At 44.5% G+C, this 12,811-nt stretch carries 12 protein-coding genes, 1 tRNA gene and 1 rRNA gene; 12 read left to right on the top strand and 2 right to left on the bottom strand.

The genetic code is table 11. From position 1 onward, the window contains the following. Positions 1-8 precede the first annotated feature (8 nt). From rrf to MMB75_RS25100, 11 genes are all read left to right on the top strand, one after another. A 5S ribosomal RNA gene (gene rrf, locus MMB75_RS25050) occupies positions 9-125 on the top strand. 343 nt (positions 126-468) lie between these two features. After that, positions 469-1,926 carry an IMP dehydrogenase gene (guaB, locus tag MMB75_RS25055; protein WP_016818536.1) on the top strand — a complete coding sequence of 486 codons (1,458 nt, stop codon included), beginning with the start codon at positions 469-471 and terminating at the stop codon, positions 1,924-1,926. A 331-nt stretch (positions 1,927-2,257) separates the two neighbouring features. Beyond that, positions 2,258-3,646 (top strand): D-alanyl-D-alanine carboxypeptidase family protein, encoded by a 1,389-nt coding sequence (locus MMB75_RS25060; protein ID WP_016818537.1) that lies wholly within the window; start codon positions 2,258-2,260, stop codon positions 3,644-3,646. A gap of 132 nt (positions 3,647-3,778) precedes the next feature. Next, positions 3,779-4,660, top strand: a complete 882-nt coding sequence (pdxS, locus tag MMB75_RS25065) for a pyridoxal 5'-phosphate synthase lyase subunit PdxS (protein ID WP_013368723.1) — start codon at positions 3,779-3,781, stop codon at positions 4,658-4,660. Positions 4,661-4,676: 16 nt separating this feature from the next. Next, complete coding sequence (gene pdxT / locus MMB75_RS25070) at positions 4,677-5,243, top strand: pyridoxal 5'-phosphate synthase glutaminase subunit PdxT (RefSeq protein WP_045245396.1); 567 nt, start codon at positions 4,677-4,679, stop codon at positions 5,241-5,243. Between the two features lie 36 nt (positions 5,244-5,279). Then, a complete protein-coding gene (gene serS / locus MMB75_RS25075; protein ID WP_013368725.1) occupies positions 5,280-6,563 on the top strand; it encodes a serine--tRNA ligase in 1,284 nt (427 codons plus the stop codon). Between the two features lie 90 nt (positions 6,564-6,653). Next, positions 6,654-6,742 (top strand) — tRNA-Ser (locus MMB75_RS25080). 146 nt (positions 6,743-6,888) lie between these two features. Further along, a complete protein-coding gene (locus MMB75_RS25085; RefSeq protein ID WP_017427219.1) occupies positions 6,889-7,230 on the top strand; it encodes a hypothetical protein in 342 nt (113 codons plus the stop codon). A 27-nt stretch (positions 7,231-7,257) separates the two neighbouring features. Further along, positions 7,258-7,428: a hypothetical protein gene (locus MMB75_RS25090; protein WP_017427220.1), complete on the top strand. Its 171-nt coding sequence runs from the start codon at positions 7,258-7,260 to the stop codon at positions 7,426-7,428. A gap of 72 nt (positions 7,429-7,500) precedes the next feature. Beyond that, positions 7,501-7,656: a small acid-soluble spore protein P gene (locus MMB75_RS25095; protein WP_014599349.1), complete on the top strand. Its 156-nt coding sequence runs from the start codon at positions 7,501-7,503 to the stop codon at positions 7,654-7,656. 197 nt (positions 7,657-7,853) lie between these two features. Continuing rightward, positions 7,854-8,930 (top strand): hypothetical protein, encoded by a 1,077-nt coding sequence (locus MMB75_RS25100; protein WP_045245397.1) that lies wholly within the window; start codon positions 7,854-7,856, stop codon positions 8,928-8,930. A 123-nt stretch (positions 8,931-9,053) separates the two neighbouring features. Here the strand turns inward: MMB75_RS25100 and MMB75_RS25105 are convergent, their stop codons facing one another. Continuing rightward, positions 9,054-9,611 carry a GNAT family N-acetyltransferase gene (locus MMB75_RS25105; protein WP_025363666.1) on the bottom strand — a complete coding sequence of 186 codons (558 nt, stop codon included), beginning with the start codon at positions 9,609-9,611 and terminating at the stop codon, positions 9,054-9,056. 60 nt (positions 9,612-9,671) lie between these two features. Continuing rightward, positions 9,672-10,172, bottom strand: a complete 501-nt coding sequence (gene tadA / locus MMB75_RS25110) for a tRNA adenosine(34) deaminase TadA (protein ID WP_017427224.1) — start codon at positions 10,170-10,172, stop codon at positions 9,672-9,674. A 328-nt stretch (positions 10,173-10,500) separates the two neighbouring features. Here tadA and MMB75_RS25115 point away from each other — a divergent pair, with 328 nt between their 5' ends. Continuing rightward, positions 10,501-12,777 (top strand): PAS domain S-box protein, encoded by a 2,277-nt coding sequence (locus MMB75_RS25115; protein WP_019685757.1) that lies wholly within the window; start codon positions 10,501-10,503, stop codon positions 12,775-12,777. The last annotated feature ends 34 nt before the right edge of the window (positions 12,778-12,811 follow it).

Raw genomic sequence — 12,811 nt, forward strand, 5'->3', positions numbered from 1 at the left:
AATTCATGTTTGGTGGCGATAGCGGAGGGGTTCCACACGTACCCATCCCGAACACGACCGTTAAGCCCTCCAGCGCCGATGGTACTTGGACCGCAGGGTCCTGGGAGAGTAGGACGCCGCCAAGCAACAAGTAAAAAGGATCATGATCTCAAGAAGATCATGATCCTTTTTTGTATATAAGTGAATTTATTTATATTCTTATTCCTCTGTTGCTTACTCAAAGTGAAATATGCTTTTGTAAGTAGAGAGGTATCTTTAAAGCCGTTTGTTTATAATAGTTGTCCTTCGTAGGAGTACAGTTGTTTGTACAGGGAAATACTACGGGTTAGGGCTGTTGATGAAGGCTTGACACCCCTATACCGCTTTGCTAAGATTGCAATAATATATTTTCAGAGAGCCTTGATTTGTCCATGTCGGACAGACAACAAGACCAATACAGACTAAACATTTTGAAGGAGGATCATCTTGGTGTGGGAAGATAAATTCGGTAAGGAAGGCCTTACCTTTGACGATGTTTTGCTGGTACCTCGTAAGTCGGTGGTACTGCCCAAAGAAGTAAGCGTAGCAACTCGTTTGAGTGATAACGTGAAGCTGAACATTCCTTTAATGAGTGCTGGTATGGATACTGTTACTGAGGCAGTGCTAGCAATTGCGATGGCTCGTGAGGGCGGTATTGGTGTTATTCATAAAAATATGTCGATTGAGCAGCAAGCGGTAGAGGTAGATCGGGTTAAGCGCTCAGAGAGCGGTGTTATCACCAATCCATTCTCATTGACTCCGGATCACTTGGTATCCGATGCTGAGGCCGTTATGGGTAAATATCGTATTTCCGGTGTGCCTGTTGTAAACGAAGAGAACAAATTGGTGGGTATTATTACTAACCGTGATCTTCGCTTTATTCACGACTTTGATCTTAAAATTAGTGAAGTCATGACGAAGGAAGAACTGGTAACTGCACCAGTAGGCACGACTTTACAGGAAGCGGAAGTCATTTTGCAAAAGCATAAAATTGAAAAGCTTCCACTGGTCGATGAAGGGAACTACCTCAAAGGTTTGATCACCATCAAAGATATTGAGAAAGCTATTCAATTTCCGAACGCAGCGAAGGATGCACAAGGGCGTCTTCTGGTCGGTGCGGCTGTCGGCATTTCCAAGGATACGTTTGAACGGACTGATGCACTTGTAAAAGCTGGTGTGGATTTGATTGTTGTGGATTCCGCTCATGGACATCATATTAACATTATTGAAGCAGTCCGCGAGTTGCGTAAAACATATCCTGATCTGACGATTGTAGCAGGTAATGTAGCTACAGGTGACGGAACGCGCGAATTGATTGAAGCAGGAGCATCGGTCGTTAAGGTCGGTATTGGTCCAGGCTCTATCTGTACAACACGCGTAATTGCAGGGATTGGTGTTCCACAAATAACAGCTATTTATGATTGTGCAACAGTAGCACGTGAATATAATATTCCGATTATTGCAGATGGCGGTATTAAATACTCTGGTGAAATTACAAAGGCCATTGCGGCAGGGGCCTCTGCAGTAATGCTGGGAAGTCTTTTTGCAGGTACGGAAGAGAGCCCAGGCGAGTCGGAAATTTATCAAGGACGTCGCTTCAAAGTATATCGTGGTATGGGCTCTATGGCTGCGATGAAGCAAGGTAGTAAAGATCGTTATTTCCAAGATGACGACAAGAAATTGGTGCCGGAAGGTATTGAGGGACGCGTTGCTTATAAAGGGCCACTTTCCGACACTGTTCACCAGCTGTTGGGCGGTCTTCGCTCCGGTATGGGATATTGTGGTACTGCTAATATTGAGGAGCTTCGAAACGATACAAGCTTTATCCGTATTACAGGTGCAGGTCTGCGCGAAAGCCATCCGCATGATGTGCAGATTACGAAAGAAGCACCAAACTACTCTCTATAAAGTTCGGCTGTAATAGACTTGACGACAGGCAGAGCGCATTTCGCTCTGCCTGTCTTTTTTTAGAGATACCCCTGTGATAGAATAGACAAGTGTCCGCCTTCTCATGAGGTTATTGATGAATTAGGACGCTTAGGTATTTTGGACGATTCCTACCAGTTAAGAAGATTCGGGCACAGAATGCTCATGACAAGCTATATCTTAGGAAACGAAATGACACTAAACTGTATAATACTAAAACATTAATTCTTTGGCCAAGTAAAGGCTGTAACCACCGTCTCGTTATACATAGCATAGCGGTTCGGGTTGAGGTACGAGAGGAGTTTGTATTCATTTGAAAGCGAACAATTTTAAGAAAAATAATAAACGCAGCATGATTAAAAAGAGTGTGACTGCAGTCATGGTGCTTAATATGATGTATATGTCAGCCTTACCTGTTGTAGGAAATTTCGATTCAAGCGTGGCTACTTTTGCTGCTGGAGCGGCAACAGAGGCAACGAATATCACGGGAACAGGTTCTATTAACCCCCCTAGTCTGGCACTTCGTTCAGCTATTTTGATTGAGCCTTCCACTGGGCAGGTTTTGCTCTCTATGAATCCAGATGAGCCGCTCCCGCCAGCCAGTATGACCAAAATGATGACAGAGTACATCGTAGCGGAGCAGGTTAAGCAAGGCAAACTTAAGTGGACGGATAAGGTTACAGTGAACGAGAATGCTTCTAAGAGTATCGGATCACGTATTTTTTTGGCTCAAGGGGATCAACATACGGTAGAAGAGCTTTATATTGCCATGGCAGTAGGTTCTGCCAATGATGCAACAGTAGCTCTTGCTGAACGCGTATCTGGAACCGAGCAGGATTTTGTGAAACTAATGAATGAAACAGCTCAGAAAATGGGTATGAAAAATACGTATTTTATCAACTCGACTGGTTTGGATCGCAAGGATATGCCTGCAGGGTTTCAACCGGACACAGACCGGGAAACTGTGATGACTGCGAGAGACGCAGCTACTCTAGCAGGTTACATCATTAAGGACCATCCAGATTATACACGGTTTACCACAATTCAATCGTACAAATTCCGTCCAACCGATAAAGCACCGATTATTAACTATAACTGGATGCTGGAAGCGAACAAAAATATTACTAACTTTAGAAAATTCGCTTATCCAGGTTTAGACGGAATGAAAACAGGTCATACGGCTAATGCTGGAAACTGTTTTACAGGTACGGCTGAACGTAATGGAATGCGTCTCATCAGTGTAGTTATGGGCGCTGACTCTGATGCACACCGTTTTACAGAGACGGCTAAAGTGCTGAACTATGGCTTTGATAACTTTGAAGTGAAGCAGGTTGTGGCTCCAAAGACGGTGGTTAAAGGTGTTGAGAATGTGCCTGTGACCAAAGGTACGGAAACAGAAGTGCCGATCGTCACAAAAGATGCAGTAAGTTTTATCGTGCCTAAGGGTGCGAGCAATCCTAAGGTAACCTTTACAACGAATATAACACCAGCAAGCTCTCTCGTGGCACCTTTGAAGCAAGGGGCAAAAGTCGGAACGATTACGTACACATACAAAACGGATGGCGTGGATAAAGGCCAGACGAAAACTGTTGATTTGGTTACAACTACAGCAGTAGAAGAGGGCGGTTGGTTCCGAATGCTTTTCCGGGCAATTGGTGATTTCTTCGGCGATTTGTTCCAGGGAATTAAAAATCTCTTCTAAAGATGAAACGCTAACCGGTCTAACCTGTTCTGCATTACTTATTTTGCAACTTGAAATGATTGTGTATTTGGCGTTCGTACGGTAAAATCTTAAGTTAGAAATCTAAACGTAACCCTTACAGGAGGCAACGACATGGAAACGGGAACTTCGCGTGTAAAAAGAGGTATGGCAGAGATGCAAAAAGGCGGCGTAATCATGGATGTCATGAACGCTGAACAGGCTAAAATTGCTGAGGCAGCAGGCGCTACGGCCGTAATGGCTCTTGAACGAGTGCCTTCGGATATCCGTGCAGCGGGTGGGGTTGCTCGCATGGCTGACCCTACGATTGTGGAAGAGGTAATGAAGGTTGTTTCTATTCCTGTTATGGCTAAGGCTCGTATTGGTCACTTTGTTGAGGCAAAGGTACTGGAATCTCTAGGTGTTGACTACCTCGATGAGAGCGAAGTATTGACACCTGCGGATGAGGTATTTCATATCGATAAGCGGGAGTTCACCGTTCCATTTGTTTGTGGAGCCAAGGATCTAGGGGAAGCATTGCGTCGTATCGGTGAAGGCGCATCTATGATCCGTACAAAGGGTGAGCCGGGAACTGGAAATATTGTTGAGGCTGTTCGTCATATGCGTTTTATCAATGGTCAAATTCGCAAGGTGCAAAACCTGTCGAAGGACGAGCTGTATGCAGAAGCGAAAAATCTCGGAGTTGCTTATGAGCTGCTGTTGGAAGTGCATGAGCTTGGTAAGCTTCCAGTGGTTAACTTCGCAGCGGGCGGTGTAGCGACACCTGCAGATGCTGCGTTGATGATGCATTTAGGCGCTGATGGTGTATTTGTAGGTTCTGGTATCTTCAAGTCGGATAGTCCTGAGAAATTTGCGCGGGCCATTGTGGAAGCGACCACTCATTATACGGATTACAAGCTGATTGCAGAAGTGTCCAAGAATTTGGGGACTCCTATGAAAGGTATTGAAATTTCCAAACTGGCATCGCATGAGCGCATGCAAGATCGTGGTTGGTAAGAAAGAAGGGACCGGCATGAAAATAGGTGTATTGTCGCTGCAAGGCGCTGTAGCTGAGCATATACGAAGTGTTGAACGTGCGGGTGCTGGGGGTATAGCAGTGAAGAAGATCGAACAGCTCGATGAGCTGTCCGGTCTTATCATTCCCGGTGGTGAAAGCACCACTATCGGTAAGCTAATGCGCAAGTATGATTTTATAGAGGCTATACGCCAATTTTCCAATCAAGGGAAGCCTGTATTTGGCACTTGCGCGGGATTGATTGTACTGGCCAAGACGATTCAAGGTCAGGAAGAAGCACATTTGGGACTAATGGATATTACAGTATCGCGTAATGCCTTTGGTCGCCAACGAGAAAGCTTTGAAACAGACTTGAACATTAAAGGGATTGAGGAGCCGGTTCGTGCGGTGTTTATACGCGCGCCTTTAATACAATCTGTCGGAATGGGAGTAGATGTGCTATCTGAGTATAACGGCGAGATTGTAGCAGCCCGTCAGGGTCATCTGCTGGCTTCATCCTTCCATCCGGAATTAACAGACGATTACCGGTTACATCAGTATTTTGTGGATATGGTCCGCGGATAGCGGAAAGTCAGGTTTGTAGTGTAGGAGGGATCACCTGTGTTAGATATAAAGATTTTGCGTAATGAGCTTGGTCGGGTTGAGAAAGCTTTACAGAACAGAGGTAAATCTCTGGATCTGATTAATGGTTTTACAGATCTGGATGTAAGCCGTCGTGAGTTGCTTCAGGAAAGTGAAGGACTCAAAAATCGTCGGAATGTCGTATCTGGTGAAGTAGCCAAGTTGAAGAAGAATAAGGAAAATGCGGATGATCTTATTGCTGAAATGCGCCAGGTCTCCGATCGTATTAAAGAATTGGATGAGCAAGTGCGGGAACTGGAAGTTCAGATCGACGAACTGGTGATGTCGATTCCTAATATCCCTAATGAGACTGTGCCTGTAGGCGCTTCAGAAGAGGATAATGTGGAAATTCGTCGCTGGTCGGAGCCGCGCGAGTTTTCTTTTACACCCAAAGCGCATTGGGAGTTGGCTCAGGATCTAGATATTCTTGATTTTGAGGCTGCAGCTAAGGTGACGGGTTCTCGTTTTACGTTCTATAAGGGACTGGGAGCGCGATTGGAACGTGCGCTAATTAACTTTATGATGGATCTGCACAGCAGTGAGCATGGTTATGAAGAAATGCTACCTCCATACATTGTAAATCGGGACAGTCTGTACGGAACGGGTCAGCTTCCGAAGTTTGAAGAGGATCTGTTTAAACTGCGTGATACCGAGTATTATCTTATTCCTACGGCCGAAGTTCCGGTAACGAACTACCACCGTGAAGAGATTATGAATGCAGATCAGCTTCCTAAATATTATGTGGCATACAGCTCTTGCTTTCGCTCAGAGGCAGGATCAGCAGGGCGTGATACACGTGGCTTGATTCGTCAGCATCAATTCAATAAGGTGGAAATGCTCAAGCTGGTTCACCCAGATACCTCTTATGAAGAATTAGAGAAAATGACGAATAACGCTGAGCGTGTTTTGCAGCTGCTTGGACTTCCATATCGGGTGCTGGCACTTTGCACAGGAGATATGGGTTTTACGTCTGCCAAAACGTACGATCTGGAAGTATGGTTGCCGGAGAGCGGCATGTACCGTGAGATTTCTTCCTGTTCCAACACTGAAGACTTCCAAGCGCGTCGTGCAAACATCCGGTTTCGTCCAGATGCGAAGGCAAAGCCTGAATTTGTACATACACTGAACGGTTCAGGATTGGCTGTAGGACGGACTGTAGCTGCTATTTTGGAGAACTATCAGCAAGAGGACGGAAGCATTGTGATTCCCGAAGTGCTACGTTCATACATGCGAGGCATTGAGGTTATAACTCCTAAACAGTAAGCCTTGCATTCTTAAAAATTCTGTGGTAAAATAATTTTGTTGCGCCTGAGTTGTTTAATAGAGGGAAGCAGCTTTATCCATTTACCACCTGGAGAGGTACCGAAGCGGTCATAACGGGGCGGTCTTGAAAACCGTTAGAGTGCAAGCTCACATGGGTTCGAATCCCATCCTCTCCGCCATATTCTAAATAAAACCAAGCCATTCGAATCTGATAGCTGGTACATTAGGCTCTATATGCTAATGATCAGGAATCGTGAAGAATGGCTTTTTTTGTTGTATAAAAAACCTGTTTTTTTCACACGTTATCAGATGTGGAGGTGCTGGCATGAATCGAGAAATGACAGTAGATCAGCAAAAGCTGGTAGAGGCCTGGCAGGAACAACTGCCGATTCTTTTGAATTCAGGGGATAAATCACAGGTACAGGCAGATGAAGCTGATAACCGGGCTATACGAATCCATATCGAGGTAGAAGGCCGACAAATGTACTCCTTTAACTTTGCATGTACGTATGTAGATTCTCGCGAGGTACAGGTTAGCTTAGTCGATGTAGAGCGTGACGGACGGTCTGTGGATGAACGAACAGATATCATTCAACAGCTGGTGTCCGATTATACGCGGCACATTCACCAATGCGCCCAAACATTACAGTCATTAACGCACTCGTAGTCATGAAGGAATGAGGAGGAAGGTTACATGACCAAGGCCAAAAACGGATTGGATAAAAACCTGTCCAACATTGTCGATGATTTGGAACAACGTCCAGTCAATAGTCATCAGGCACAGCAAGTGCAGCAGGATCGTAATGATCGTCGTCATCAGGATTCACTGAATCACGATAAAACGGAAGATCTGAACCATCTATAGTCCTATTTTAAATGGTAATAAACGGATTCGTTGATGTGCCAATAATTTAGACTGAGAATGGAGGATGCGTAAATGGGCAAACCTAGAGCTGTTCCTGTTCCCGAGGCTCAGGATTCTGGTGGAAGTAACGAAAAGCGTGAGCGTAGTCATCAACAAGAGCCGTTATCCGGTTCCAAGAAGGTGAAACAGCGCAATCACGTGGATCACCATAACAGACAAGGTTCATAAGCAGTCAGACTTTTCTCCTAAAAATATTAAGAAGTATAGTACACCCTGGTTAGAGAGCCAGGGTGTCTTTGTGCTTATTGCAAGAAAATTTTCCAATAAGTGTTTCGCCGTTTATGAATATGAGTTAAAATAGAGGGTGTGTATTTTTTTGTTAGCATAAAAAAAGGGGTTAATTATGAGAGGAGAGAATCTACACAATGAGTAAAAAATTATCCGTCTTGGTCCTCACTATGGTGTTGCTAATGACGGTAGCGCTGGTAGGTTGTAGCAAGAAGTTAGAACCGAAGGAAGCTGTTACGACTGGTACAGCAAATGCGATGAAGTTGAATTCCTATGAATCCAAAAGTCAATTTACCGTTAAGGAACTGACAATTACCTCCGCTTCTGTGCCAGCTGAGCAAAGTGCAATGGTAACTAGCATGCTGAAAAATGCTGATATTACACTGGATGGCGTATACCAAAAGGAGCCTTTCCAATCTGAAATGACGCTTGGCATTCATTTGAAGGGTGATCTTTCTACTAGCTTTACGATTCCAATGGTAATGACTAAAGGTAAATTGTACGTTAAAATTCCTAATATTCCATTTTACCCGCTTCCACAGGATGTTGTAGGTAAATTCCTGCTCATTGATCCACAAGAACTGGCTAAACAAACGGGACAAGAATTTAACCCTGCAACCATGGATCAGGAAAAATCGCAGAAATTTGCGAACGAAGTGATTGCTGCGATCATGGGCGAGTATGATCAAGCTACGTATTTCTTTGATATTGATCCTAAAGATGCTAAATTGCCACAAGGCGTTGAAGCTAAACAAGTGGTTCAGTTTAAAATCACGAACGATAACGTGAAGCAAGCGACCAATACATTTATCACTAAGGCGCTTCCTAAGGTCCTGGATATAATGTCTAAAGACGAATATGCTGGCATGCTTCAAGTGAAGAAGGAAGAACTGGCTGAAGCGAAAAAAGAACTGCAATCCAACACCAGCGAAGTTAGCAAAAAGCTGGATGAGTTGAAGAACTATTTGACAGTGAAACAGTTTGACATTAACACTGCTTTGAACAAGGATAACGTTCCTGTGTATCAAGATCTGAATGCGAACGTGGAAGTGAATGATCCTTCTACGAAAGATAATGTGAAGTTGTCTGTAACAGGCTATTCGCAATACAGCAAAATCAATGAAAAAGCATCATTTAAAGTGGGGATTCCAACAGCGGACCAAGTCCTCACTATCGAACAACTACAACAAAAAATGCAAACTGTATCTCCTTAAACAGAGGATGACAGGATTACAAACATCATTTCTTCGAATGTGATGTAAGAAAACCGCTCGGCATAGTCCGGGCGGTTTTTTTGTTCATGATTAAGTTGTCCTCTGTGCAGTTGTTCAGATTCGTCACACGTCATCTTCAGCTAGAATCCCGAACATCTGATGATCCTGCCATTCGCCCTGAATCTGTACCAGCTTGCGAGCAATACCTTCCGGTTGAAAGCCACACTTCTGTAATACACGTTGTGAGCGATCATTATGCAGAAGGGTACCTGCTTGGAGACGATGTAGAGATAAGGCACGGAAGGCATACTGTATGATCAACTTTAAAGCGGCCGTCATATGTCCCTTACCCTGCTCATGTTGATCCATCATATAGCCGACGTCGGCGAATTGTCCAACTCCGCGCACCAGATTGGAAATGGAGATGTAACCTATCAGCCGTTCTTGTTTTAAGAGAAAGATACCAAACAAGTACCCTCGATCTTCTTCCGCTTGACGCAATCTCTCACGGATGTAATCCTGTTGTTTCTTTAAAGTGAAAAATGAATCCTCATACAGTGGCTCATAGGGCGCATGAGAGTCCCTATTTCGAAGTCTAAGGGCGAGAAGGGCTTCGCCATCCTCCAAGCTTAGGGGACGTAAAAAGATACCTTGAGGCGTATTATACAAGCTCATAGGCATAAGGTGATCTCCTTTCACGCGGAATTAGCAGTGAGATGAAGAGCTTTGGACTTTTCCTCCTCAGGATGGAGATGAAGGAGGAGACAATTTGGCAGCCGCTCTTTTTTGCCGGAGCTGACGAAAAAAGTTTGTTAGCATGGAGGCACATTCCTCCTGAAGTACACCGCGGGTTACTTCTGTACAATGATTGAACCGAGGCTCCTGCAATAAATTCATTAGCGTGCCTGCACAACCCGCCTTGGGATCTGTGGTGCCGTATATTAGATGGGGGACGCGTGATTGCACAATGGCTCCAGCGCACATCGGACACGGCTCCAAAGTGACATACAGCCTGCAATCCAGCAGGCGCCAAGCGCCCAAATGCTCACTGGCCTGCCGGATGGCTACCATCTCTGCATGTGCAGTTGGGTCAGTGTCGGTCTCGCGCAAATTGTAGCCGCGACCGATGATTTCATTATCTTTTACAATGACAGCTCCGATGGGGACTTCACCCAATGCTTCTGCCTTGTACGCTTCCTGAATGGCTTCTCTCATCCAATAGGCGTGATCCATAATGGTCACTGGGAAAATGCTCCTTTCAAACGCGGAATTATCCAACGAACAAGTATTCCGTTGTTAACATGATGTGAATAAAATTGTGGATAACACCATACTTGTCCACAGATTTATCCACAGTTTATAATAACATCTGTGTATTTGTGGACTATATGTGGATGATTATCTTAATACATTGTAGGTAAATGCTCGCCTATTGACAACATTGTTCACAGGATGTGTATTTATGTATATCCGGTAAATGTAAATGCTGGTATCCCAGGCGCTATTACGGTATCATTGAGTTAGCAATTGCCAGTAATCGCCAGCATACGGCAAGAGGTGAGAAATCAGTGTGTCGATAAAAATCAGAATAACGATCATTTTGTCGGGGTCGGTCCTGTTTATCCTATTGTTAAACATCGCACTCAATTACTACACGACCCACGAAAATCTAAGAAGTGACAGTGAAACCAAAATGGTTCTGACGGCTAAAATCATCGGAGGAGCTATCGAACAAACCCGACATAGCTGGGAGGCCGTTGACAAGCAGCTCGGATATAATCTGTGGCTTTCTGCTACGTTGGCTGCCAATCAGCTCGATCCCGATATTCGTAATATCCAGCAGGAACAGCTACAACAGATAGCTACACTCCACAGGGATATTAATATCTCGTTGATGATCCGAGATGGACAGGGATATAAGGTTGTCAAATCTTCGAATCCTAAAGAGCTAACGTCATCCGATCCATTAATGGGGTATTGGAAAAATGCAGTTGACCAATTATATAAACATGGACAGGTGGCCATGGCGCATGGTCAGAACCTGGATCATTTTTGGACCAGTTCTTTTGATTACACAGATTCAGGTTCCTCACATATTAATAAATGGGGATTTTATTATGACCAAAAACGTAACTACTTAATTCGAATATCCTTCCAGGATACTTCAGTCCAGGATTTTATACCTATCCTGAGCCCAGCTGAGATTGTGAAGCAGACTCAGCAAGTGGATTATCGCATTTTGGAGATAACAGGAATCAACCCTGCAACCTTTGGTGGCGCTACGATGGACAAGAACGGTAACGATCGAAAGCACTACTACATGTACAACGAACCGATCCAATTCGGCACGTATCAACTAACGAGAGTGCCTGAGGATCGTTTGGCTGTGTCCAGGGCGATCCTTTCGGGAGAGAGTATCGTACAAGATTGTTATATTAAAGGCGAACGGGTGCTTGTCAGTTACATACCTTTTTATCCGACAAACCGTGATTCCTATGTCATTCGTATTGTCATGAATTATGATACAATCGCTTCTGTTATATCCAAGCAATTAATCAGTTTAGTTGCTATTTCCATTGTTCTATTGGAGGTTGTGATCATTGGAAGCTATGTGCTCGCCAGCCTATTTGTCCGTCCGATTCAGTCGATATTGGGAAAAGTGAACGAGATGGCTGACGGCCATTTTGATACACGGCTAGAAATTAAGGGCGGCCATGAGCTTGCACAGCTGGGTGAGCGCATCAATGCGATGGCCTACAACTTGGGGATGTATACGAGAAGACTTGAACAAATGTATGAAGAAAACCGTTCTGTAAAGGAGCATCTAGAATCGGTTATTAATCAGACGGCAGATGCGATTCATGTAACCGATCAGGAGGATCGTGTTGTTCGGGTCAACCATGCCTTCGAAGCTTTGTACGGATGGACCAAGAAAGAATTGGTTGGCCGTAAGCTGGAGTTTGTGCCTCCGCAGCAACAGGAGGAGTATGAATTTCAGAAGGAGAGCCTGCTTCAGGGAGAAAGCATCGTATCAAGCGAGACCCTACGAATGCGTAAGGATGGAAGTACAGTAGAGATTAGTATGAGTACTTCACCTATTCTGGATGAACAAGGCGAAATCTTAGGCTTTATCTGTGTCTCGCGTGATATCACAGGGCGTAACCGGATGGAGGAACTGCTACGTAGATCAGAGAAGCTGACAACCGTAGGACAACTGGCGGCAGGCGTAGCGCATGAGATTCGTAATCCATTAACCACGCTACGTGGCTTCCTACAACTACAGCAGCAAAATCAAGTGTTGAATATGAAACACAACGATATTATGATGTCTGAGCTGGATCGCATCAATTTGATCGTTAGCGAGTTTTTAATATTGGCAAAGCCACAGGCAGTACATTTTCAGAAAAAAGATGTTCGTTATATTGTGAGTGATGTTATTTCTTTGCTAGATAGCCAGGCGCATCTGTTGGGTATTGTATTCAACCTTCAGGTTACGGACGAGCCTGCCTTGGTATATGCTGAAGAAAATCAGTTAAAACAGGTATTCATTAATTTACTTAAAAATAGCATGGAGGCTATGAGTAAAGGCGGCATCATCACAATTCATTTGTTCTTAGAGGGAGAAAGCGTTAAAATCTTCATACGGGACCAGGGAACGGGTATTCCCGCAGAAATGCTATCCAAGCTGGGAGAACCTTTTTTCACAAATAAAGAAACAGGTACAGGACTAGGGCTTATGGTCAGCCAGCGTATTATACAGAGCCATAAAGGCACACTGGATATTGAAAGCATAGAGGGAGAGGGAACAACCGCCCTCGTGCAGCTTCCGATTGCCAAGCCCGAGTAACGGGCTGGGGGCAGGAGGAAGTGTGTTCGTAGAA

This window comes from Paenibacillus sp. P2(2022), assembly GCF_029522175.1.
In the GTDB taxonomy this organism is placed as follows: Bacteria; Bacillota; Bacilli; order Paenibacillales; family Paenibacillaceae; genus Paenibacillus; species Paenibacillus polymyxa.